The sequence below is a fragment of the Clostridium sp. BL-8 genome, assembly GCF_002006495.1.
Classification (GTDB): Bacteria; Bacillota; Clostridia; order Clostridiales; family Clostridiaceae; genus Clostridium.
Genome location: NZ_LZZL01000057.1, coordinates 17,736 through 41,551, shown reverse-complemented (window position 1 = coordinate 41,551; position 23,816 = coordinate 17,736). Strand labels below are relative to the sequence as shown.

The window sequence follows — 23,816 nt, the reverse complement described above, 5'->3', positions numbered from 1 at the left end:
TAGGATGTCTATCCGCTAAGTAAATATCTAAATGTTAAATGTAGAAAATCAATTGTAACATATATATGAAATTATTAAGATATTTACTTTATTATAACTTTACTTCCTTTAGGAATATTATTATAAATCCATTTGGCGTCATCAAGTGAAAGTCTAATACAACCATGAGATGATGGTTTATTCATCGTATAATCTAAAACAGTAGTTTTATCTTTATTAAATGGAACTGAATGAAATAAGATATCTCCTGTAATTTGAGTCCAATATTTTCCACCTTCATTATATTTCTCAGAGAAGAACCAATCACCTTTTTCTTGAATTGAAAAAGACCCTAAAGGTGTATCCTCTCCAGATATTCCAGTAGAACAAGAACAAGTTTTTACTAATTTCCAATTATCAGCTTTTCCTTTATAAATATATGTTTTTTGATTTTTTATATTTACATTAATAAGATAAGAGGTATCACTTTGAATATTTAATGTATTAATATTACTTGGTGATATTACGGTTGTTAATGCACGAGAAGAAGCCTCAGCGACAGCAGAATTTTTATCTAGGTATTCTTGTTGTTTAGTTTTAATGTCAGTTATTTTTGCTTCTATATCAGCATCATCACCTAAAATTTTACTGTTATCAGAAATTTTTGATAAGGCTTCAGTATAATGATCATTATTGACTAAAGAGTCACAATAATTAAATAATGAATCTTTTAATGCGTTTTTAGATTTATCTATATATATCAATGATTTTGGATAATTTAAATCTAAAGCTGAAACCTTTTTTAAACATGCTATTGCCTCGACGTATTGCTCATTATCAAAATAATTTATGGCATCAGTATAATTCTTATTTGAATCTCTAATTAAGTCCATTGAATCTGAAATATTATGTAATTCATCATCAGCTATAATGTTATATCTTTTAATTTCTTTAAGCTGTAATAAAGCGTCTTCAGGTGATATTTTGTTATTATTTATACTGTCTGATAATTCCGTAATTTTAGAATTAAAATACTTAGAAACATCCGCATTAGCTAAAAATAATTTGAATGGATTAAAATTTTGTTTAGTTAATAATAAATTATTTGCTTCAGAAAAGTTATAATCATTAAAATTTGTTTTAAAAGTATCTAATAATACAGTGTAGTTATGGTGTTCATATAAACAGTATAATAAAATGCCGAGTAATAAAGAAATATAAAATACTGCTTTTGAGATTTTGATATTCTTTGTTTTATTATAATAAAGTCTATTTGCTTTCAAAAAAACGCCCCCTGATTGAGTGACTAAGTTATTAAAAAAGTTTGATTATAAAAACATTTACTAAGCATTTATAATAAATGTTTTTAATAACATATATTATCTTTCACATATAATATTGACAATAAAAGCAAATAATAAACCTTGACGTTTTAACTAATTTTAATATGTGTTAATATATTGAGTATAACTAATGAAACTAAGGAATACTGATTTGGAGGTAACATGAATAATAAAACTAATTTTTTTATAAAGGTTATAACATCTATATATGATATAAAGGTATTTTCCAGATATGCCAAAGAGGGGATACTTAGATCAATTTCTTATGTAATATTACTTACCTTAATTTTATCGGGAATAAAAAGCATATATATTGAGCCTAAAAATATTAAATTTGAATTAAATTCTATCATATATTTAATTGTTAGTAATTTTGAAAGTATACTTATTAATTTACTAATAAATTGTTTGCTTGTAGTAGTTATTGCTTCTATTTTCACTATATTTATGAAAATGGTAGTTAAATATATAGCGTTATATTCAGTGACTTTATATGCAGCAACATTACCACTCATAATACAAACTGCATTAGAAACAATAAATCCAGATATAAATTTTGATTCCATGTTTATAGCAGGCACGCTAACATATGTATTACTAATATTAAAGTATATAAAAGATGAAATTATAAATAACATTGATTCAAAAAGTCGTCATAACTAAGTCAATATATAATTTTTAAATATTATTAGAGCTTAGATTTTGTTAAATATTAAATAGTCAGCCAATATTTTTATTACATTTTTACTAAGAACACTTAACTATTATAATTAAAATTTATTTAAGATGGAGTTGTTCGCTGGCGGAGAATATGATATTATATATTAAAGGTATATGGTAAAAAAAGTAAAAAACAAAAGGGGATTTAAAGATGGTTGAGGTTAATGTTTTTAGAGACAGTGAGACAAATAATGAATATATATTTGATATGGAGGAACTAAAAAAGTTATCAAAAGAAGAATTAATTAATAAACTCACTAAAATGTCAGAATGTAAAAAAGCTCAAGAAGATTTTATTTTGAATATATCTCATGATTTAAGATCACCATTAAATATAATTTTAAGTATTGTACAATGTTATAAAGACGATTATAAGGATTCTTTAGAACATATTGATATTATAAAAAGAAATGCTTATAAAATTTTAAAGCTCATAAATAATCTTATAGATACTACAAAATTAGAACAAAGACATTATAACATTAAAAGAGAGAATTTAGATATAATTAATTTAATAGAATGGGATATATCTTCTATAGATAAATATGCAAAGCAGAAGAATATATCTTTAGTTTTTGATACAAATGTTGAAGAATGTATTATGGCAGTTGATCCGGAAGCTATAGATAGAATAATAATGAATTTAATTTCAAATGCTATAAAGTTTTCCCCAAGAGAAAGCAGTATATATATAAATGCATGGAAAAGCATAAATCAATTAACTATATCTATAAGAGATGAGGGAATGGGAATACGCAAGGAGGAACAGGATACTATTTTTAATAGATTCATTCAATCATCAAGAAATAAAAGAAATGAGAATTCTGGAAGCGGAATAGGATTAGATTTAGTTAGATATTTGACAAAGGCTCACAATGGAAGTATAGAACTTAAAAGTGAAGAAAACCGAGGCTCTGAATTTATAATTAAGTTACCCATAGAAATTATGGAGGATTGTGAGGATAGCAGAAATAAGTATTTAAATACTAAAAGCAAGGTGGAAGTGCTTGAAGTTGAATTTTCAGATATTTATTTATAATTAATTATAAATAGTACAATATAAGTTATATAAAAGTGTATAATAATCTTTTTAGATAACTTATATTGTAAGTAATATTTAATTAATAAAGAGAAATATTATAAATTTAATGTTATGTAATATTATAAACTTGATTATTGTAGTAGCTTGTGATAATATAAACATGTTGCTAAAAGTTATATGGAGCGTTAGTTAAACGGATATAACATACCGCTACGGACGGTACATTGAGGGTTCGATTCCTTCACGCTCTGCCATTGTATAGAAATACTTAATCATGTGAATAAAGATTAAGTATTTTTTAGTTTTTTAGAAGAATAGTATTTAAATAGGCATCTCAAAATAATTTTGAGATGCCTATTTATATTTTTTTATTTTACTGAAGGATGAATTATTCAGTGTGTAGTTTTTTGAATAATTCAAGGAACAGCTATATATTTATAATTTAATAAGAATGATCAATTATTTTATCCAAGCTCCATCAGCACCTAATGTATAACCATCAATTACTGTATTAGATAACATGTTACCTGATGCAGTGCAATAGTACCATGTTCCATTATCATTAATCCAGCCAGTTTTCATAGCTCCTGATAGATCTAGATAGTACCAAGTTCCGTTGTCGTTTGTCCATCCTGTAGCCATGATACCATCAGATTTTAAATAATACCAAGCACTTCCATCTTTTAACCAGCCAGTCTTCTTAGTTCCATTTTCTAAATAACTCCAAGTATTATCACTATTTTTTGTCCAACCATTTGTAGCAGATGTGCTTACTGTAGCAGCTGCACCTGTAGTTGTAGTTGTGCTTGTACCAGTCGTTGCTGTACCCGTAGCAGCTGTTGTACCAGTTGCAGCTTTTGGAACGTTTATAACGGAATAAATATCTTTATCAGGATTCCAAAGAGCTACCTTTGTGTTACTACCAGTAGAGATGTTGTTTAATCCAGCATCTACCTTAGCAAATTTTATAAAGCTATGATCTCCATCCCATGTCATAATATATCCGTTATTTGTAAAGTATGGTATTCCACCAGCATCAGCAATACTAGCTGAGTCATAGTCTGAGCTATCTTGATCACTAATATCTAAATAATTGAAACTATTTTTATGTGATGGTGTAACATTTTCGGCTTTTATAGTACCATTTGCCCCTAAGAAGCTGCAAAGAGCTTTAGCACTAGCTTTCATTTTACCACCGCTTTGTAATGCTAATAAAGAGCCAGTCTTATCAACACCCTTTTTATCAGCAACAAAATAAATTGTTGAATTTTTAGAATATTTAATACCATCTACAGTATCTGAAGCAGCAGTTTTTGAGAATGATTGAAGAACTGGAATAGTTCCGTTAACAATATAACCAACCTTATCTTTAGCATCGCCTCCGAATGTAAGGTTATCCGAAGCAGTTACAGGTGAGTATGTGTTTCCATGATCAGTACTTTTGTATATTGTAAGTTTTGCCCATCTATAAACAGTATCACCAACTTCAGCAATATAACCTTTTCCCTCTTGAAGAACAGCTTTTAATGTATAATCTTTTAAGTCATAAGTATCTTTAGTATTATTTAGAGTAACTGAAGCGCCAGTTGTTGTGCCATCATATACCTTTATCGATCCTAAGTTATAATCAGCATCAACATAATTTCCAGTTGCATCTGCATAGACAGCATCTGTATTTGAGAAAGTATAAGAGCTGTTACTATCAAGTGTACCACTATAACTAGTAACATTATTAGTTATACCAGAATCAAGATTATCTTTTAGAGGTATTTGGAAAACAGATAGAGCATCACTACCACTTACAAATCCTACCTTTTTACCATCAGTAGTTGTTTCTCTATTGTAATAACCTTTAAACGTAGTAAGATCTTTATCAAAGTTATCGGCAAATCTGTCATTATTATCATGTCTAAGTTTACCTTTTAATGTAGTTGCTACAGTAGATTCTAAATCGTCTCTTACATCATAGTCTACGTCTTTATAACCATTTGTTATGTCCACATAAGTAAGATCTTTAGCTCCAGTATCTATTTCTAGGTATTTATTCATTAATTCATCTGTCATAGTAGAATTGGTATCAACATCATCTAACTTATTATATTTTCCATCGTCAGATATCCAATAGCAAGCTTCATCAGCACCATTCACCTCTCCATCAATAAAGATACCATTTCCTTTTGCTTTAGAACTATAAGTAGTACCATTCTGAGTGTCTACCGTTTGAACATCAGTAGCATATGCTGGAACAAGAGATATAATTGAAGCGGCACAAGCCATTAAGCCTGTAAATTTTGTAATTCTTTTAATCATATTGTATTCCCCCTGGCAAATTTTTTATAATTTTTTTACTATATAGAAATATCCTTTCTTCTTTAATTAATTGGAAATTAATATGGTGATGTACATATAAAAATATACTTATAATCCTTAATAATTAAAGAAGATAAATCAGGAAAAACATTACTTAATTCCTTAAAGTATTTAATTAAAAAAGAAAATATTTCAATTACGTATCAAATTATACAATAAAGAGTAAATTTCGAATACATATGATTACATTTTTTAACATAAAATTAAACTGCATTAAATATATGTTAAATTTAATGCAGTTTAATTTTTATTTATAAGAATTCAATTTTATTGATTACTTTTGATTCCAATCTGTTCACCAAGGAGAACCTTGCATTCAAAGCCACATTTTGATTGTTCTATAATATCACTATCTAGTTTAACAGAATCTTTCTCAAAAAATAATATAGTTGTTGAACCTCCAAATTTAAAGTACCCTTTTTCATCACCTTTATTTACTTCGTTACGAGGTGAATAGGTTTGGATTATTGAGCCAACGCAGGTAGCACCAACTTCTATGTGTAATATATCTTTAAAATTATCTGATTTAAATAGTGACCATTCCCTTTTGTTTTCACAAAAAAGTTTTGGAATAGCCTTTAATGCTATTGGATTTACCGAATAATAATGACCTTTAATAGGATGATTTTCATAAGGAATACCTGAATCTACAAAATGAAACCTATGATAATCAGTAGGACATAACCTTAAGATGACACATACACCGCTACTATATTTGCTTGCAATAGTATCACTATCAATTAATTCCCTCAAACTGTAGGTTAAACCTTTAATTTGAACTATATTATCTAAATCAATATTTTCATAAGCAGTAATCCTTCCATCACCAGGAGAAATTAAAATATTTTTATCTTTATTTATTGGTCGAGCCTCAGAAGTTAATTCTCTAGTAAAAAAGTCATTAAAAGAAGCAAATTCATTGATCTTTTTTTTCGACATAGTCATATCAATATTAAAATTCTCGATAAATGATGGGATTTTATTTGAACTAAATTTCGTATCACAAAACATTCCATATATTTTAGAAAAAAATTTTTTCTTAGCAATAAGCTCAGTTATATTTTTGCCAATGGGAGATTCATATGTCCATTCAATATATTTCTTTCCAGCAACAAGTTCCTCTTCGTAAGATTTTGTGGTTCTATTATATACTTGAATCATAAATACAATTGCCAGAACTTTACAAGCAGAGATAGAATTCTATCAAGGTTTATAATGTTACAGTTATGACAAGCATCCTCCATTTCTTATTTTTATTTATATTTTAACTAATTTTTATGTATATTAATTTATATTAGTTAAGATATTCTTACAATAAATTATGTGTAACAGACATAATTTATTTTTTAGATTACTATTAATTTTATCATATATAATAAAAAATTCAAAAATAAAATTGAACTAAGTATTAGTAGTAGTAAAAAAGTGTCAATATGTATGATAATGGTGATATGAGAAACCAAATGATATAATATTATTAGCATTTTTATGTAAATTCATAAACAGGAAATGAGGAAAAGTACTATGAACAAAACAAAAAACTTAATATTTGAATCTGCAATAAAAATATTTTCTGAGTCTGGTTATAGAGGAGCTACAATGGATGATATAGCTGCTAATGCAGGCTTGGTAAAGGGGACTTTATACTATCATTTTAAAAGTAAAGAAGAAATATTTAATTTTATTGTTGAGGAAGGACTTCAAATATTACAGGATCAAGTTGCTAAAGTTCAAGAAATGAATGTTGGCCCAGTAGAAAAGTTAATAAGTATATGCAGAATACAATTAACATTTTTATATGGTTATACTAGTTTTTTCAAGGTAGTGATGAGCCAATTGTGGGGAACAGAAGACAGACAAAATCAATTACGCAGTAAAATAAAAGAATATATAGATGAGATTGAAGTAAATATAAAGAGTGCTATGGAAATAGGGTTAATGAAAAAAGGTGATACTGAACTTTCAGCATTTCAGTTTTTTGGGTCATTATGTTCATCTGCGATATATGAATCAATACATAATGAGAAAATAGATTTAGAGACTATTATAGATTGTACAATAAAATTTACTTTAAATGGATTAGGAATAAGTGTTTAATTAAATTTAACAGACTAAATACTAATTAAGTTCACAATATAAAAAATAAGAAGCTATTTTGCAATAGCTCCTTATTTTTTTACTATTTATTATTAGAATTACTAAATTCTAAATATTCATCGAAGGTCATAGTTCTATCAACTATAGATCCATCATCTTTAATATCTATAATTCTATTAGCTATAGTTTGAACAAATTGGTGGTCATGAGAAGCAAATAGTATATTACTATTAAAATCTTTTAAGCCGTTATTTACAGCTGTAATTGATTCAAGATCAAGATGGTTAGTAGGTTGATCTAACATTAATACATTTGCATTTGAAAGCATCATTTTAGATAACATACATCTAACCTTTTCTCCTCCAGATAATACATTAGCTTCTTTTAAGGCTTCTTCTCCTGAGAATAACATTCTGCCTAAGAAACCTCTAATATAACTTTCAGATTTTTCTTCAGAATATTGTCTAAGCCAATCTACTAAAGAAAGATGACAATCATCAAAGTATTTTGAATTATCAGCAGGGAAGTAAGCTGTAGTTATAGTTATTCCCCATTTAAATTCTCCACTATCTGGCTCTATTTCTCCTGATAAAATTTTAAATAGTGTAGTTACAGCTATTTCATTACCAATAAGAGCAATTTTATCTCCTTTGTTAGCCATAAAACTTACATTGTCTAAAACTTTAACTCCATCAATAGTCTTAGATAAATCTTTAACCATTAAGATGTCATTACCAACTTCTCTTTCAGGTTTGAATCCTACAAAAGGATATTTTCTGCTTGATGGTTGTATATCATCTAAAGTAATTTTATCTAATAATTTTTTACGAGAAGTAGCTTGCTTAGATTTAGAGGCATTAGCGCTAAATCTTGCGATAAAGTCCTGCAATTCTTTAATCTTCTCTTCTTTCTTTTTGTTTTGGTCTTTTGACATTTGAAGAGCTAATTGGCTTGATTCATACCAGAAATCATAGTTACCAACATAAACCTTGATTTTTCCAAAGTCAACATCAGCCATTTGAGTACAAACTGAATTTAAGAAGTGTCTATCATGGGACACAACTATAACAATTCCATCAAAATTACCTAAAAAGTCTTCTAACCAGTTTACAGCTTTTAAATCTAAGCCATTTGTAGGTTCGTCTAGAATTAATATTCCAGGATTACCAAATAAGGCTTGAGCTAAAAGAACTTTAATTTTTTCTCCACCAGTTAATTCTGATACATTCTTAAAATGAAGTTCAGTTCCTATTCCAAGTCCTTGTAAAAGTGAAGATGCTTCAGATTCTGCTTCCCAACCATTAAGTTCGGCAAATTCTCCTTCTAGTTCAGAAGCTTTAATTCCATCTTCATCAGAAAAATCAGGTTTAGCATATATAGCATCTTTTTCTTTCATTATTTGATATAATCGTTCATTCCCCATTATTACAGTTTCTAAAACTTGAAAATCATCATATTTATAATGATCTTGTTTTAAAACTGACATTCTTGTATTTGAATCAATTATAACTTCACCAGTATTAGGTTCAATTTCACCTGAAAGTATTTTTAGAAAAGTACTCTTTCCAGCTCCATTAGCTCCAATAACTCCATAACAATTTCCAGGAGTAAATTTAAGGTTGACATCCTCAAAAAGTTTACGTCCACCAAATCTTAGACTAACATTTGATACGTTTATCAATCTTTTTCTACCTCATTTCTTTTAGTTTGTAATTATTATAATACAATGCATAATTAAGGAGAGAACTTATAAAAATAAGCTTTTGTTATCAAAAGTATTTTCTCCTTAATTATGCATTGTATAAGTAGGTTCGCTCCATGTTGCTTATTATATCATACAATTAATAAATTTTACATTTATAAGTATTACTATAAAATAAAAATTTTGTATTAATACTTATAAATGTATTATTTAGAGTTATTTGAATGATTAAAACATTCATCTATTATTTTTTCACTCATGCGCCTATAAAGATTACTCATACTTACATATGCACAAATGAGCAAGAATTTTTCTTCATAGTCACCTAAAATATTGCTCTCATTATTTATTATCTGTTTTATATTGTCATATATTTCATTAGAAGAAGAGTCTAGGTCTTTTAAGTTTAAGTCATATATATCAAGAAAAGATTGATATAAATCATATAATGGATAATCTTGATCATTTTCAAACGAATCAACTATAGGTGTTAAAATTGTCTTTATATCAGTTAACGATAACGCACCTTTTAGATTATAGATTAAGCTCATTAAAATTAGATGATTTTTAGTATACTTTTTATTTTTAATTTTCATTAATAAATTGCCTTTAGCATAATTATTAATCATGGTTTTAGTAAGAACTTTATCATCATCATTTCTTTTAGTATAGTTTAACTTACTTTCAAATAGCTGCATTACTTGATCCATATACAAATCAATTTCTGGGAAATCATCTAAACTAATATTCTTTGATGATTTTTGAGAATTTATATAGTTTTCAATATTAAAGTCATTCATAAGATTTCACTCCTTACATAGTAATAAAAACTATGTTTTCTACTTATAATTTCAATATTAATGGAATAAGGTAGATAATTCAAGCATTTATGGGTAAAATACTAATAAGAAGTGAAAATTAAAGAAAAATAACTTTTGCAATATTGATGTAGTTATGGAATAATTACTTATATATCATGATGTAGTTATTAAAACTACATGTAAAATAAGTGGGAGGTTGAAATGGAGAAATATTTAAGAGAACCTATTAATGGATTAACTCATTTTATTGGCGCAGTATTATCACTTTTTGCTTTGATTGCTATGTTGGTTAAGGTGTATGAGAACGAAGGATCTCCTGTTACCTTAGGATCAGTATTGTTTTTTGGTGTAAGCATGATTTTATTATATAGTGCATCAGCTACGTACCATTCAGTTATAGCTAATGACAAGGTAATAAAAATGCTAAAGAGATTAGATCATTCAATGATATTTATTTTAATTACAGGATCGTATGCTCCATTTTGCCTAGTTGCATTGAGTGGTAAAGTAGGATTTAATTTATTTATGGCAGTAACAATATGTGCAGTGGTAGGGATAGCATTTAAGTTATGCTGGGTAACTTGTCCAAGATGGCTAAGCAGCACAATGTATATAGGCATTGGATGGTTTGCAATTATTGTTATATACCCAATGGCTCAGGTACTACCTATAGCAGGTTTAATATGGTTAGTAGCTGGAGGCTTAATGTACACAATAGGTGGAGTAATATATGCATTAAAATCTGATAAAATAAGAATATGGTTATTTGGAAGACATGAGATATTTCATGTATTTATTATGCTGGGAACACTTTGCCATTTTATTTGTGTATTTGCATATATTCTTTAAAAATAAAAAATAAAGATGAAATTTCATATTTTCTTTAATTAGAGAATAAAAATATATGAAGGACTAAAAGATCAATAGTTGTATCTTTTAGTTCTTTTTATATAATCCTAAGAAAATAAGCATTAAACTCACTTGATAAGATATATTAGGTATAGTAAGATAAAACATAAGAAATAAATATGCTTTTGAGGAGATGTAGAAATGGGCTTTCGTCAAAAATTAAAAGATGCAAAAAGAATAGTAATAAAGGTAGGAACATCAACATTAACTTATGAGAATGGGAATATCAATTTATGTAGAATTGAAAAATTAACAAGAATTCTTTCTGATATAGTTAATTCAGGAAAACAAGTTACTCTTGTGACATCAGGAGCGATTGGTGTTGGTGTAAATAAGTTAAAATTGAAAGAAAAGCCCGAAAGCATAAGAGAGAAACAAGCAGTAGCAGCAGTAGGACAATGCGAGCTTATGCATATATATAGTAAATTTTTTGGTGAATATAGTCACATAGTAGGTCAAGTTCTTCTTACAAGAGATGTGGTAGAAGATGATCATATTAGGGAAAATGTATGTAACACATTTGAAACATTATTGGAGAAAAATATAATTCCAATAGTAAATGAAAATGATACAGTCTCTATAGATGAAATAGAAAATATAGTGAGATTTGGTGATAATGATAATTTGTCAGCAATAGTATCATGTTTAGTTAATGCTGATTTATTAATAATATTATCTGATATAGATGGATTCTATGATTCAGATCCAAGAAATAATGATAACGCAAAGTTATTAAGTGAGATTCATAAAATAACTCCAGAGCTAGAGGAATGTGCTGGGGGAGCTGGTTCAAACTTAGGTACTGGCGGAATGATTACAAAGTTAACAGCTGCTAAGACAGCTACACAATCAGGTGTAGATATGGTTTTAGCTAATGGCAGTGAACCAGGTATAATATTAGATATTTTAAATGGTGAAGAAATAGGAACGTTATTTATATCTCAAATAAAAAAATAGGGGGCCGAAAAATGAGCGAATTAATAATGATGGGGCAAAAAGCAAAAAATGCATCTTATGAATTAGGCGTTGCATCAACAAAGGAAAAAGATGATGCATTAATCTTCATGGCAGATGAATTGCTTAAAGCAAAAGAGGAAATAATTAAAGCTAATAAGATAGACTTAGATGCTGCAGAAGCTAAAGGAATGTCAAAAGCTATGCTTGATAGATTGGCATTAAATAATGAAAGAATTGAAGGCATGGCAGATGGTTTAAAGGACGTTGTTAAGCTTCAAGATCCAGTGGGAGAAGTTATTTCAATGTGGCAAAGACCAAATGGATTGCAAATAGGTCAAAAAAGAGTTCCTCTTGGAGTTATTGGAATAATTTACGAAGCTAGGCCTAATGTAACTTGCGATGCTGCAGGACTTTGTCTAAAAACAGGAAATGCAGTTATATTAAGAGGTGGCAGCGAAGCAATTAATTCTAATAAGGCTGTAGTGGCTGCGCTAACTAAAGGAATTCAAAGAGCTGGGTTACCTGAAGGCTGTGTTCAACTTATTGAAGATACTAGTAGAGAAATTGTAAATGAAATGATGAAGTTAAATGAATTCATAGATGTTCTTATTCCAAGGGGGGGAGCTGGTTTAATTCAAGCAGTTCTAAAAAATTCTACAGTTCCAGTTATTGAAACAGGAATAGGTAATTGTCATATATACGTAGATGAAAATTGTGATTTTGAAATGGCAAAAAATATAACAGTTAATGCAAAAGCATCTAGGCCTTCAGTTTGTAATGCCGCAGAAAAGTTATTGGTAAATGAAAAAATAGCAAAAGAGTTTTTACCTATAGTTGTTAAAGCACTAAGGGAAAATGGAGTTGCAGTTAGAGGCGATGAAGCAGCACAAACTATAATTGATGATATTGAAAAGGCCAATGAAGAAGATTGGGGAAAAGAATATTCAGATTATATAATGGCTGTAAAAATAGTTAAAGATGTCAATGAAGCAATTGAGCATATTAATAAATATGGAACAGGACATTCAGAGGCTATTATAACAGAAAGCTATAAAAATTCTCAAAAGTTTCTACAAAGAGTTGATGCAGCAGCAGTATATGTAAATGCTTCAACAAGGTTCACAGATGGAGGAGAATTTGGTTTTGGTGCTGAGATTGGTATAAGCACTCAAAAGTTACACGCTAGAGGTCCTATGGGACTTAAGGAATTAACAACAATAAAATATATTATTTATGGAAATGGACAAATCAGATAAGTGATTAAATTTAAATATAAGGGTATCTTTAAGGAATACTCTTATATTTTTATATATGCGTTAATATTGGAAGATTATAAAGAGAGGTAAAATATGAAGTTTAACGTAAACAATCTTTCTTATTATACAAAGTTATAGTATAATTTCAATATGAAAACGTATCAAAAATATTAAAAGGGGATGACAATCTATGAAAATTGCTTTAATAGCACATGATAAAAAGAAGGAAGAAATTATTGAGTTCTCAAAAAAGTATAAGGATATACTTGCTAAGTATGAGTTAGTTGCCACAGGTACAACAGGAAAGAAAATATCAGAAGCAACTGGGCTTGATATAAAAAGATATTTATCTGGACCATATGGTGGAGATCAACAATTAGGGGGACGTATTGCTGAGGGAAAGATTGATTTAGTAATATTTTTCACAGATCCATTAACAGCACAACCTCATGAACCAGATGTAAATGCTCTACTTAGAGTATGTAATGTACATAATGTTGCAGTTGTTACTAATGTTAGAACTGCTGAATTAATAATTAAAGAATTTTAAATAATGGACATGCTATAACATATAAATTTTGGTATGTATAAATATAGAATTAATAGTTACTTTAATTTAAGAATTATTAATTCTATTTTTCATGCTCATTTTAGGCACTATTAAATAAATAACAAGTCCGTTTGCAAGGCTATTTTGGACTTGTTATTTATTTTCATGTGCCTTAATGAAATAATTGAAGATCATAAAAATAATTTTTTGATGAATCATATATATGTATTAAGTGTTTTTATATATAATTGTATCAGCTAAATAAAAAGTATTAAGAAGAAGGTAAAATATGAACAATTTAGGTAGATATACGCTAATAACTGGTGGTAGTGAAGGAATAGGTCTTGAATTAGCAAAGCTTTTTGCAGCAGATAAGAATAACTTAATTATAGCTGCCAAAAATAAATATAAATTAGAAAATATTAAGAGTAGCTTAGAAAAAGAATATGGAATAAGAGTAGAAGTAATAGAATGTGATTTGTCTGTGGATAAAGCTTGTGAGAAAATAATAGAATTTGTGGAAGAAAAAAATTTCATTGTGGATAATTTAATTAATAATGCTGGCATTGGAAGCTTTGGTTTTTTTCATGAGTCGGAAAGTGGTTTTGAAGAAAAATTAATAAATGTAAATATTATTTCATTAACTGTACTTACAAGATATTTTATAAAACATATGGCTAGTAGAAAAGAAGGAGGAATATTAAATGTAGCATCTACAGCAGCTTTTATTGGTGGACCTAAGATGGCTATATATTATTCTAGTAAAGCATATGTTTTATCGTTAACGGAAGCACTTCATGATGAAGTTAAAAGTTTAGGAGTAAGAGTGAGTTGTCTTTGCCCAGGACCAGTAAAGACATCATTTCAAGAAAAATCGGGAATCAAAAAGTCAGAGGTATCAAGGAAGTATTTGATGGATGCGAGTATAGTCGCTAAAGAAGCATATTTAAAGTTTTTTAAGGGGAAGGTAATAATAATTCCAGGACATAAAAATAAATTATTGATTTTTTTAAATAAATTAATACCGAGAGCTTTAGCAAGATGGGTAATATTAAAGAATAATAGTTAATGATATGATGAGTTTTATGTGATTGAGCATTTATATGATAGTGAGTTAATGTATCTTTTTAGATAAGTGTATTAATATAAATATTATTGAATATAATAGAAAGATGATTATAACGTATTATTTAAGAATCTGCATATAACTAAAATAATTCATATCGTGAATAAAAATTCAAATTAATGCATTTTTATACTTTATCTAATTAAGTTTATGTGATAATATTGATATAAGAAATGAAAATTTAAAAATGATTTATTTTAATAAATGAAGATTATTAGAACTATATTAAATATTAAACTATCCTTAATTTATCTTGACATAGCATCGCCTATCAACTAGAATAGTTAGAAAGAGAAAATTTAAAAAGTTAAGATACACTTTAACTTGGTCCTGTGAGGCCAAAAAGGGAGCATAACTATGGTATTTGAAAGCATAAAGTAAAATTCATAGCTTATTTTTTGAATTCAAATATTTGCAAGGTATATCACAGGATAGTGAAGATACAGTTTTTCTGTAGCTTTATTATCCTTTTTGTTTTATGTAAGGTGTAGTTTTAGCAAAAATATATTTGTAGGAGGCTTGAGCATGAAGGCAAAGCTTATATTAGAAAATGGTATGGTTTTTGAAGGTAAAGCTTTTGGGTACCTAAAAGAAAGTGTTGGCGAAGTAGTATTTACAACTGGTATGACAGGATATCAAGAAGTTCTTACTGATCCATCTTATTACGGACAAATAGTGACTATGACTTATCCTTTAATAGGTAACTATGGAATTAATCTTGAAGATATGGAATCAGATTCAGTAAAGGTAAGGGGTTTTATAGTAAGAGAAAAATGTGATTTACCTAGTAATTTTAGATGTGAATTAGAATTAGAAGATTTCTTAAAACAAGGAAAAGTTATTGGACTAGAAGGTATAGATACAAGAGCACTTACTAAGGTTTTAAGAAACAGCGGTACAATGAGGGGAATCATAACACTTGAAGATGTTGATGATGAGTATGTTAAAGAAAAAATAGCAGGGTTCTCTACTAAAGAAGCTGTGAAAAATGTTACAACAAGTAAATCTTATGTAGTTGAGGGAACAGGAAAGCATGTTGCTATTATGGATTTTGGAATAAAAACTAATATAATAAGGAACTTTAAAAAGAGAGGCTGTAAGTTAACCGTATTTCCAGCTACAGCTACAGCAGAACAGGTATTAAATATAAACCCAGATTTAGTTTTTTTATCTAATGGACCTGGAGATCCAGAGGATTTAGATTTTGCTATAGAAAATATAAAGAAATTAGTTGGTAAAAAGCCAATTGTAGGTATTTGCTTAGGACATCAACTATTAGGTTTAGCTTTGGGTGGTAAAACTACTAAATTGAAATTCGGACATAGAGGATGTAACCATCCAGTCAAGGACTTAGAAGCTAATATTGTGCATATAACATCTCAAAACCATGGATATGTAGTAGAAAAATTACCAGATGATATGGAAATTACTCATGTAAACATAAATGATGGAACAGTAGAAGGAATGAAGCATAAGACTTTACCAATATATTCGGTTCAATTTCACCCAGAAGCATCTGCAGGGCCAAAGGATAGCGAATACATATTTGATAAATTCTTAGAATATGCACTATAGGAGGGGAAAGTAAAATGCCGTTAAATAAGAATATAAAAAAAGTTTTAGTTATAGGATCAGGTCCTATAGTCATAGGGCAGGCAGCAGAGTTTGATTACTCAGGAACTCAAGCATGTGAAGCATTAAAATCAGAAGGTATAGAAGTTGTACTCATAAATTCAAACCCTGCAACAATTATGACAGATAAAGAAGTAGCAGATAAGGTTTATTTAGAACCATTAACATTAGAATTTGTTGAAAAAGTTATAGCTAAAGAAAGACCAGACAGTTTACTTGCAGGTATGGGTGGCCAAACAGGTCTTAATCTTGCAGTAGAGTTACATGATGCTGGTATATTAGAAAAATATGATGTAAAAGTAATCGGAACATCTATTGCATCTATAAAAGAAGGCGAAGATAGAGAACTATTCAGAGATATGATGAATAGAATTGGAGAGCCAGTAATAAAGAGTGAGATTGTAACTGAGTTAGAAGCAGGATTAGAATTTGCAGGTAAAATAGGGTATCCGGTTATAGTAAGGCCAGCTTATACTTTAGGAGGATCTGGTGGTGGTATTGCTGATGATGAAGAAGAGCTTAAAGTTATTCTAGAATCAGGACTTCAATTAAGTACAATAGGTCAGGTCTTACTTGAAAAGAGTGTTAAGGGCTGGAAAGAAGTAGAATACGAGGTAATGAGGGATTCCTATGGAAACTGCATCACTGTATGTAACATGGAAAATATAGATCCAGTTGGTATACATACAGGAGACAGTATAGTAGTAGCTCCATCACAGACTCTTTCGGATAAAGAATATCAAATGCTTAGAACTGCATCAATAAATATAATAAATGCTGTTGGAATTGAAGGTGGATGTAATGTACAGTTTTCATTAAATCCAAATAGCTTTGAATATTCAGTTATAGAAATAAATCCTAGAGTTTCAAGAAGTTCAGCTCTAGCGTCAAAAGCAACTGGTTATCCTATTGCAAAGCTTGCTGCTAAAATAGCTCTTGGTTATGGATTAGATGAAATAAAAAATGCTGTAACTCAAAAGACTTATGCATGTTTTGAACCAACACTTGACTATGTTGTTGTTAAAATACCAAAGTGGCCTTTTGATAAGTTCTTTGGTGCCGATAGAGAACTTGGAACAAAAATGATGGCAACTGGAGAGATAATGGCAATTGGAGCTAACTTTGAGCAGGCATTTTTAAAGGGAATTAGAAGCTTGGAAATAGGAAAATTCTCTTTAGACCATAAGAAATTCAAAGAATTAAGCATGTCAGAGCTTAAGAGAAGAGTAATGGCTCCAGATGACGAAAGAATCTTTGCTTTAGCAGAAATGCTAAGAAGAGACTATAGAATAGAAAAAATAAATAGAATAACTGGAATAGATATGTTCTTCTTAGAAAAAATTAAATGGATTGTTGAAGAAGAACAAAGATTAAAATTGAGTAAAATAGAAGATTTAGATAAAGAATGGCTATATCACTTAAAGAAAAAAGGATTTTCAGATAAAGCTATAGCTGATATGTTAAAGGTTAGTCCTGATGATGTATACAGACTTAGAGATATATGGAATATAAAGCCTTCATATAAAATGGTTGATACTTGTGGTGGAGAATTTGAAGCATTATCACCATATTATTATTCAACTTATGAGCAGTATGATGAAGTTGAAGTATCAAACAATAAGAAGGTAATAGTTATAGGTTCAGGTCCAATAAGAATTGGTCAAGGAATTGAATTTGATTATGCTTCAGTACATTGTGTAAAAGCGTTAAAGAAGCTTGGGATTGAGACTATAATAGTTAATAATAATCCAGAAACAGTAAGTACAGATTTTGATGTATCTGATAAATTGTACTTTGAGCCATTAACAGAAGAAGATGTTTTAAACATAATAGAAAAAGAAAAACCAGATGGAGTAATACTTCAATTTGGTGGGCAAACAGCTATAAAGCTTGCTAACTTCTTAAAAGAACAAAATATAGTAACTCTTGGAACTACAGCAGATCAAATTGATATGGCAGAAGACAGAGAGAAATTTGATGAGCTATTAGAAAGATTAGGAATAGCAAGACCAAAAGGTAAAGGAATATGGTCACTTAAAGAAGGCCTAGAGGAAGCTGGTAGATTAGGATTCCCAGTATTAGTTAGACCTTCATATGTAATAGGCGGTCAGGGAATGGAAATAACTCATGATGAAGATGAATTAACATACTATTTAGAAAATGCATTTGCTAAAGATAGTAAGAATCCAATCCTTATAGATAAGTATTTAATGGGAAGAGAAATAGAAGTAGATGCAATATCAGATGGTGAAGAGGTATTAATACCAGGCATTATGGAGCATTTGGAGAGAGCTGGTGTCCACTCTGGAGATAGTGTTACTATGTATCCAAGCCAAAACATCTCTGATAATATAAAAGCTGATGTATTAGAATATACTAAAAAATTAGCTTTAGGAATCGGAATTAAAGGAATGATAAATATTCAATTCATAGAATTTGAAGGCAAATTATATGTAATTGAGGTTAATCCAAGAGCATCTAGAACAGTGCCTTATATAAGCAAGGTAAGCGGAGTTCCAATAGTAGACTTAGCTACACAGGTAATGCTTGGAGCTAAATTAAATGATCTAGGATATGGTGTAGATGTATATAAGGAACCAGAACTAGTTTCAGTTAAAGTTCCAGTATTCTCAACTCAAAAGTTACCTAATGTTGAAGTAAGCTTAGGACCTGAAATGAGATCAACAGGAGAAGTTTTAGGTGTAGGTAGAAATATAAAAGAAGCTCTATATAAAGGCTTTGTAGGGGCTTATATGTATCCATCAAAAGAAAAAGGAAAGATTCTAGCAACAATTAATAAACATGATAAACCAGAATTCTTACCTATAGCAAAGGATCTAGCAGCGGTTGGATATAAATTTATTGCAACAACAGGAACCTGTGAACTGCTTAGAGAAGCTGGAATAGAAGTAGAAGAGATTAGAAAGATTGATGAAGAAGAACCAAACATATTAGATATAGTTAAGAATAGAGAAGTTGATTTAGTTGTTAATACTCCAACTAAAGGAAATGATTCAAATAGAGATGGTTTCTTAATAAGAAGAGCAGCTGTTGAAAGAAATTTAGGCGTAATAACTGCGCTAGATACATTAAGAGCAATAGCTGATGTAGAACTTGAAAAGTTTGATCAAAAAAATGATTTAGAAGTATTTAATATAGCAAAATAAAAATAAGTAACGTATAAAATTAATCATATATAACTTTTGAAAAGGCTGGGATATTAATATATACCAGCCTTTTTAACGCCCAGAAAAGTATAGGATTTTTAAATTTTGAAAGTCGGATATATTTATGGTTACAGAAATTACATTCTAAAAACGCTAATAGGAGAAAGCATTGGGTAGACATTTTTTCTAAAAAATAAGTGTGGAATTAAGTTATAGTTATATAAAATTTATTCTTATGTATGAAATCTAACTTTTTATTTTAATTTGAAAAAATTATTGATAAAATGAAATATTGACAAGTGAACATATGTTCTGTATAATACAATTAATGAACATATGTTTGCTAAGGAGATGTGTACTATGAAAGAAGAGGGAAATTTTTTTGTTAAATTGCATTGTAAAAACATTGATAATATTAGGAGTTTAATAATAGATCGACAAGGAAATTATATGAGCAAACAGGAAAAATACATAATGTGTGCAGGAAAATATGATAAAAATGGGTGGACATTAGTATTTAGAACTAAAAGTTTTGAGGAAGCTGAAGAATTAGCAAGTTTAAATCCATTTGCATACAGAAAAAAAAGAATAAACTAATATTAAATACATTTGATTGTATAAGAATATTAATCTTATTACCTCAAATAAGTAAAGAACATACTAGAGATTAATTCATATTTCGTATTGGACATTCGAAATAACAATTGAAAGATTTTCGATTAGATTAATTTTAGAGCCAATTTTATTTGGACGCTTACTTTTAAGAATTTTAACCATAGGCCTTAATGGATAGTTTGGAAAAGTTTCTTCAACTACTCCTATATCCCCGTTACTAAGACTTACAATTGTTCCTTGAGGGAAGGTTATAATAATCTTACAAAACGTATTAATCATATCATAATCAAATAGTGTACCTGCGTTAGACATTAAATATTCCAAGGCATCGTTTGGACACATAGCTCTTTTATAAGGTCTATCAGAAGTTAATGCATCATAAACATCAGCAATACTTACGATTCTGGCTAAAGGGCTAATTTTTTTGCCTAAAATTCTATTAGGATAACCTAATCCATCAAACCTTTCATGATGCTGTGAAACTATTAACTTAATATGAGCACTTAAATTTGAGAATTTCCCTAAGAAGTCATATCCGTACTTTGGATGTCTTTTTATTATTTCATACTCCTCAAGAGTCAGTTTGCCAGGTTTTTGTAGGATTTCTTTTGGGATAAATATTTTCCCTATATCATGAATTAATGCTCCAATACAAAGGTGAATTAAGCTCCTTTTAGAGAGATTAAGGCCAATACCAAGTATAAGTGATATTACAGCAACATTAACTGAATGAGAATAGGTGTAATTATCCATACTTTTTATATCAACCAATGAAAATAGAACATTTTTATTAGCTAAAACATTATCTAACAGTTCTTCTGCAATTCTATTAATTGAATTAAAATATCTTTTTTCTTGTTTAGTATAGTCAGCAATGTTACGCTTTTCAAAAGTATGTATAGAAGCTATTCGTTCTATATCAGAAAAAGTTTCTTTAATTACGGATATAGCTTTTTGACGTAATTCTGGTTTTATTACTTCTTCTATTTCAGAATAGCTATAATCATCAACTATATATAAAGAAAATATTTTATATTCTCTGATTTTTTTTAGTCTAGCATTAGTCAACATTAGCCCAGCTCTAAGCAAACATTTGCCATTAGAAGTATATATATTTTGACCTAATAACGAATTTTCTCTAATGCATTCAATTGGAACTAATCGCATAATCATATACCTCACTACATTAATAATAATTATTATATCATAAATTAAATGTAATATTATACCTCAATATGAAAAATATTAAAAGAAAAAGATAGATATAAGGTTAAGAATTATTAATCATATCTTGAGTTTACACTAGATTGGAATAGCTAGACATTGGATAAATAAAGTAATAAAATATTTATTATATAAGGCACATTCGATTTATGGATCTAGTTTATTCTATGTGGCGAATTTAAAAAAAATGGAGTGAGGACATTTTGAATATTAAAAAAAATAGTGCGATAGGTTTTTTTGATTCAGGAGTAGGTGGATTAAGTGTAATGAGAGAAGCTATTTCACTAATGCCAAATGAAAATTATATTTATTTTGGTGACTCAAAAAATGCTCCTTATGGAACTAAGGAACTAAATGAAGTTAAAAATCTTACTTTAAATGCAGTTAATTTCTTATTAAGTAAGGGAGTTAAAGCAATTGTAGTAGCATGTAATACAGCAACCAGTGCTGCAATTGAAGACATTAGAAATAAATATGGAGATATGATTATAATAGGTATAGAACCTGCATTAAAACCAGCTATTAAGCTTAAGAGAAATGGAAATGTAATAATAATGGCTACACCCATGACTTTAAGAGAGAAAAAATTTAAATTATTAATGGAAAAATATAAAAAAGAAGCTAATATAATATCATTGCCTTGTGCAGGGCTTGTAGAATTTATAGAACAAGGCATATTAGAGGGAGAAGAATTAGAAGATTATTTAAAAGAAAAATTCAATCCTTACCTATGCGATGATATAAGTTCAATTGTCTTAGGATGTACACATTATCCATTTGTAAAAAAGGCGCTATCTAATGTTATTGGAAAAAATATACCTCTTATTGATGGTGGTCTTGGTACTGCGCAGGAATTGAAAAGAAAATTAATGGAATCAGATTTAGTGAATGATTCTAAAGAAAATGGAAATATTTTAGTCTATAATTCTATAAATGATAATAAAATTGTAGATTTCTGTTATAATTTAATTAATGCATAAATATAAGTATAATTCAGATTTGTAATAAATACATATAAGTATTGAATTTTAATTTATATTTTAGATAATAATAGTAGACATAATCAAAAAAATAATAAAGTAAATTGTATTTTTTTATTATTTTCTTCGATTTGTCGTAGTAAGATTGATTTCGAGAGGAGAAATTTTTAGCATGAAAAATCCAATTATCACAATGACTATGGAAAACGGTGGGGTTATTAAAGCAGAATTATATCCTGAAATAGCTCCTAATACAGTACGTAATTTTGTAGATTTAATCAATAGAGGTTTTTATGATGGATTAATATTTCACAGAGTTATTCCAGGATTTATGATTCAGGGAGGATGCCCAGAAGGAACTGGAATGGGAGGCCCAGGATATTCTATAAAGGGTGAATTTACAAGTAATGGATTTAAAAATACATTAAAGCATACTAAAGGTGTATTATCAATGGCTAGAGCTATGCACCCTGATTCAGCAGGAAGCCAGTTCTTTATTATGGTTGCAGATGCTCCACATTTAGATGGACAATATGCATCATTTGGTAAAGTTATTGAAGGTATGGATGTAGCAGATAAAATTGTTGCACAAAAGACTGATATGGCAGATAGACCTTATGAAGATCAAGTAATAAAAAGTGTTAAAGTAGATATGCAAGGTGAAGAAATTAAAGAACCAGAAATAATTGAAGAATAAAAAATATTAGTCATATAAAGTTTTTTAGGCACATGAAATAAGATAATAAATCTAAAACTGATATGAATATTTTTCAAGGAAGCAAAGTGTTATTATAGCTGGCCTATTAGAACACTTTATCAATGCAGGATAATGAAAGATATGCTGGTAGATGGACTTGTTATTTTTTTGATTGTGCCTTATGTATATTAATTATAAAGTATAATAACGTAAAAAGAGGTGGTATAAATGGCAATGAAGGATAAGTGCATATTAGCATATGGATTAAATGAAGAAGAAATTAAGAAAATCGAAAGTCAAAATATTAAGGTTATAGAGATAAGTAATAATACGGCTTTAATGACCTTGGAACAAATAATCTGTGGAAATACGAATGAAAATTCTTATGATGAGTTGCCTAAAAATGAGAAAGCACTTATTTTTAACGGATTTAAGGATGAACAATTAAAATATACTATTAGATATATTAGAGGATTTATTCAAGGAGGGGTATTAGCTATGTGTACACCTCAAAATTATAGATGGACAGTTAAATATCTTTTAGAGCATTTAATCGAAGAGAGAGAATGGTATAAGACAAATGGAGGAAAATAAGGCATATTAATAATTATTTTCTAAGATATGCTTAA

Annotated in this window: 20 protein-coding genes and 1 tRNA gene; 15 read left to right on the top strand and 6 right to left on the bottom strand. The window is 28.7% G+C overall.

Going from position 1 to position 23,816, the window contains the following annotated elements; genetic code table 11:
- Positions 1 to 83: 83 nt before the first annotated feature.
- Positions 84 to 1,262: a L,D-transpeptidase gene (locus CLOBL_RS18275; protein WP_077860335.1), complete on the bottom strand. Its 1,179-nt coding sequence runs from the start codon at positions 1,260 to 1,262 to the stop codon at positions 84 to 86.
- A 222-nt stretch (positions 1,263 to 1,484) separates the two neighbouring features.
- Between CLOBL_RS18275 and CLOBL_RS18270 the strand changes: the two genes are divergently transcribed.
- The 3 genes from CLOBL_RS18270 to CLOBL_RS18260 all read left to right on the top strand — a co-directional run bounded on the left by CLOBL_RS18270 (position 1,485) and on the right by CLOBL_RS18260 (position 3,338).
- Positions 1,485 to 1,985 (top strand): DUF1189 family protein, encoded by a 501-nt coding sequence (locus tag CLOBL_RS18270; RefSeq protein ID WP_077860334.1) that lies wholly within the window; start codon positions 1,485 to 1,487, stop codon positions 1,983 to 1,985.
- Positions 1,986 to 2,193: 208 nt separating this feature from the next.
- Positions 2,194 to 3,081 carry a HAMP domain-containing sensor histidine kinase gene (locus CLOBL_RS18265; protein ID WP_179117791.1) on the top strand — a complete coding sequence of 296 codons (888 nt, stop codon included), beginning with the start codon at positions 2,194 to 2,196 and terminating at the stop codon, positions 3,079 to 3,081.
- Positions 3,082 to 3,263: 182 nt separating this feature from the next.
- Positions 3,264 to 3,338: transfer RNA gene (locus CLOBL_RS18260), tRNA-Arg, on the top strand.
- A gap of 205 nt (positions 3,339 to 3,543) precedes the next feature.
- Here CLOBL_RS18260 and CLOBL_RS18255 read toward each other — a convergent pair.
- Both CLOBL_RS18255 and CLOBL_RS18250 read right to left on the bottom strand, forming a co-directional pair.
- Positions 3,544 to 5,394 carry an N-acetylmuramoyl-L-alanine amidase family protein gene (locus CLOBL_RS18255; RefSeq protein ID WP_077860333.1) on the bottom strand — a complete coding sequence of 617 codons (1,851 nt, stop codon included), beginning with the start codon at positions 5,392 to 5,394 and terminating at the stop codon, positions 3,544 to 3,546.
- A 327-nt stretch (positions 5,395 to 5,721) separates the two neighbouring features.
- Complete coding sequence (locus tag CLOBL_RS18250) at positions 5,722 to 6,615, bottom strand: phosphatidylserine decarboxylase (protein WP_077860332.1); 894 nt, start codon at positions 6,613 to 6,615, stop codon at positions 5,722 to 5,724.
- Between the two features lie 363 nt (positions 6,616 to 6,978).
- Between CLOBL_RS18250 and CLOBL_RS18245 the strand changes: the two genes are divergently transcribed.
- A complete protein-coding gene (locus tag CLOBL_RS18245; protein WP_077860331.1) occupies positions 6,979 to 7,551 on the top strand; it encodes a TetR/AcrR family transcriptional regulator in 573 nt (190 codons plus the stop codon).
- Positions 7,552 to 7,633: 82 nt separating this feature from the next.
- On the opposite strand, the gene CLOBL_RS18240 is transcribed toward CLOBL_RS18245, so the two are convergent.
- Positions 7,634 to 9,232: an ATP-binding cassette domain-containing protein gene (locus CLOBL_RS18240; RefSeq protein WP_077860330.1), complete on the bottom strand. Its 1,599-nt coding sequence runs from the start codon at positions 9,230 to 9,232 to the stop codon at positions 7,634 to 7,636.
- A 227-nt stretch (positions 9,233 to 9,459) separates the two neighbouring features.
- A complete protein-coding gene (locus CLOBL_RS18235; protein WP_077860329.1) occupies positions 9,460 to 10,053 on the bottom strand; it encodes a DUF1836 domain-containing protein in 594 nt (197 codons plus the stop codon).
- Positions 10,054 to 10,275: 222 nt separating this feature from the next.
- Between CLOBL_RS18235 and CLOBL_RS18230 the strand changes: the two genes are divergently transcribed.
- The 8 genes from CLOBL_RS18230 (at position 10,276) to CLOBL_RS18195 (ending at position 20,268) form a co-directional block, all read left to right on the top strand.
- Positions 10,276 to 10,923 carry a hemolysin III family protein gene (locus CLOBL_RS18230; RefSeq protein WP_009167685.1) on the top strand — a complete coding sequence of 216 codons (648 nt, stop codon included), beginning with the start codon at positions 10,276 to 10,278 and terminating at the stop codon, positions 10,921 to 10,923.
- A 201-nt stretch (positions 10,924 to 11,124) separates the two neighbouring features.
- On the top strand, positions 11,125 to 11,940 hold the full coding sequence (gene proB, locus CLOBL_RS18225) for a glutamate 5-kinase (RefSeq protein WP_009167686.1): 816 nt from the start codon (positions 11,125 to 11,127) through the stop codon (positions 11,938 to 11,940).
- An 11-nt stretch (positions 11,941 to 11,951) separates the two neighbouring features.
- Positions 11,952 to 13,196 carry a glutamate-5-semialdehyde dehydrogenase gene (locus CLOBL_RS18220; RefSeq protein WP_077860328.1) on the top strand — a complete coding sequence of 415 codons (1,245 nt, stop codon included), beginning with the start codon at positions 11,952 to 11,954 and terminating at the stop codon, positions 13,194 to 13,196.
- A gap of 190 nt (positions 13,197 to 13,386) precedes the next feature.
- Positions 13,387 to 13,746 carry a methylglyoxal synthase gene (mgsA, locus tag CLOBL_RS18215; RefSeq protein WP_009167688.1) on the top strand — a complete coding sequence of 120 codons (360 nt, stop codon included), beginning with the start codon at positions 13,387 to 13,389 and terminating at the stop codon, positions 13,744 to 13,746.
- Between the two features lie 289 nt (positions 13,747 to 14,035).
- Entirely contained in the window at positions 14,036 to 14,815 is a 780-nt protein-coding gene (locus CLOBL_RS18210) for an SDR family oxidoreductase (RefSeq protein ID WP_077860326.1), read from the top strand.
- A 582-nt stretch (positions 14,816 to 15,397) separates the two neighbouring features.
- Positions 15,398 to 16,447: a glutamine-hydrolyzing carbamoyl-phosphate synthase small subunit gene (gene carA, locus CLOBL_RS18205; protein ID WP_077860325.1), complete on the top strand. Its 1,050-nt coding sequence runs from the start codon at positions 15,398 to 15,400 to the stop codon at positions 16,445 to 16,447.
- Positions 16,448 to 16,461: 14 nt separating this feature from the next.
- Positions 16,462 to 19,671 (top strand): carbamoyl-phosphate synthase large subunit, encoded by a 3,210-nt coding sequence (gene carB / locus CLOBL_RS18200; RefSeq protein WP_077860324.1) that lies wholly within the window; start codon positions 16,462 to 16,464, stop codon positions 19,669 to 19,671.
- A gap of 360 nt (positions 19,672 to 20,031) precedes the next feature.
- The gene (locus CLOBL_RS18195; RefSeq protein WP_009167692.1) at positions 20,032 to 20,268 is read left to right on the top strand and encodes a hypothetical protein; all 237 of its coding nucleotides are present in this window, start codon (positions 20,032 to 20,034) and stop codon (positions 20,266 to 20,268) included.
- A gap of 75 nt (positions 20,269 to 20,343) precedes the next feature.
- Here CLOBL_RS18195 and CLOBL_RS18190 read toward each other — a convergent pair whose 3' ends face one another.
- On the bottom strand, positions 20,344 to 21,453 hold the full coding sequence (locus tag CLOBL_RS18190) for an HD-GYP domain-containing protein (RefSeq protein ID WP_077860323.1): 1,110 nt from the start codon (positions 21,451 to 21,453) through the stop codon (positions 20,344 to 20,346).
- A gap of 260 nt (positions 21,454 to 21,713) precedes the next feature.
- Here CLOBL_RS18190 and murI point away from each other — a divergent pair, with 260 nt between their 5' ends.
- The 3 genes from murI to CLOBL_RS18175 all read left to right on the top strand — a co-directional run bounded on the left by murI (position 21,714) and on the right by CLOBL_RS18175 (position 23,781).
- Complete coding sequence (gene murI, locus CLOBL_RS18185) at positions 21,714 to 22,490, top strand: glutamate racemase (protein ID WP_077860322.1); 777 nt, start codon at positions 21,714 to 21,716, stop codon at positions 22,488 to 22,490.
- A gap of 172 nt (positions 22,491 to 22,662) precedes the next feature.
- Positions 22,663 to 23,187, top strand: coding sequence for a peptidylprolyl isomerase (locus tag CLOBL_RS18180; RefSeq protein ID WP_077860321.1), 525 nt, complete (start codon positions 22,663 to 22,665; stop codon positions 23,185 to 23,187).
- A 228-nt stretch (positions 23,188 to 23,415) separates the two neighbouring features.
- The gene (locus CLOBL_RS18175; RefSeq protein ID WP_077860320.1) at positions 23,416 to 23,781 is read left to right on the top strand and encodes a DUF3783 domain-containing protein; all 366 of its coding nucleotides are present in this window, start codon (positions 23,416 to 23,418) and stop codon (positions 23,779 to 23,781) included.
- Positions 23,782 to 23,816 lie beyond the last annotated feature (35 nt).

Excerpts from the sequence above, each read along its gene's own strand:
- CLOBL_RS18270 (WP_077860334.1), top strand. The coding sequence starts at position 1,485 with ATGAATAATAAAACTAATTTTTTTATAAAGGTTATAACATCTATATAT.
- CLOBL_RS18265 (WP_179117791.1), top strand. The coding sequence starts at position 2,194 with ATGGTTGAGGTTAATGTTTTTAGAGACAGTGAGACAAATAATGAATAT.
- CLOBL_RS18255 (WP_077860333.1), bottom strand. The coding sequence starts at position 5,394 with ATGATTAAAAGAATTACAAAATTTACAGGCTTAATGGCTTGTGCCGCT.
- CLOBL_RS18250 (WP_077860332.1), bottom strand. The coding sequence starts at position 6,615 with ATGATTCAAGTATATAATAGAACCACAAAATCTTACGAAGAGGAACTT.
- CLOBL_RS18245 (WP_077860331.1), top strand. The coding sequence starts at position 6,979 with ATGAACAAAACAAAAAACTTAATATTTGAATCTGCAATAAAAATATTT.
- CLOBL_RS18235 (WP_077860329.1), bottom strand. The coding sequence starts at position 10,053 with ATGAATGACTTTAATATTGAAAACTATATAAATTCTCAAAAATCATCA.
- CLOBL_RS18230 (WP_009167685.1), top strand. The coding sequence starts at position 10,276 with ATGGAGAAATATTTAAGAGAACCTATTAATGGATTAACTCATTTTATT.
- proB (WP_009167686.1), top strand. The coding sequence starts at position 11,125 with ATGGGCTTTCGTCAAAAATTAAAAGATGCAAAAAGAATAGTAATAAAG.
- CLOBL_RS18220 (WP_077860328.1), top strand. The coding sequence starts at position 11,952 with ATGAGCGAATTAATAATGATGGGGCAAAAAGCAAAAAATGCATCTTAT.
- mgsA (WP_009167688.1), top strand. The coding sequence starts at position 13,387 with ATGAAAATTGCTTTAATAGCACATGATAAAAAGAAGGAAGAAATTATT.
- CLOBL_RS18210 (WP_077860326.1), top strand. The coding sequence starts at position 14,036 with ATGAACAATTTAGGTAGATATACGCTAATAACTGGTGGTAGTGAAGGA.
- carA (WP_077860325.1), top strand. The coding sequence starts at position 15,398 with ATGAAGGCAAAGCTTATATTAGAAAATGGTATGGTTTTTGAAGGTAAA.
- carB (WP_077860324.1), top strand. The coding sequence starts at position 16,462 with ATGCCGTTAAATAAGAATATAAAAAAAGTTTTAGTTATAGGATCAGGT.
- CLOBL_RS18195 (WP_009167692.1), top strand. The coding sequence starts at position 20,032 with ATGAAAGAAGAGGGAAATTTTTTTGTTAAATTGCATTGTAAAAACATT.
- CLOBL_RS18190 (WP_077860323.1), bottom strand. The coding sequence starts at position 21,453 with ATGCGATTAGTTCCAATTGAATGCATTAGAGAAAATTCGTTATTAGGT.
- CLOBL_RS18180 (WP_077860321.1), top strand. The coding sequence starts at position 22,663 with ATGAAAAATCCAATTATCACAATGACTATGGAAAACGGTGGGGTTATT.
- CLOBL_RS18175 (WP_077860320.1), top strand. The coding sequence starts at position 23,416 with ATGGCAATGAAGGATAAGTGCATATTAGCATATGGATTAAATGAAGAA.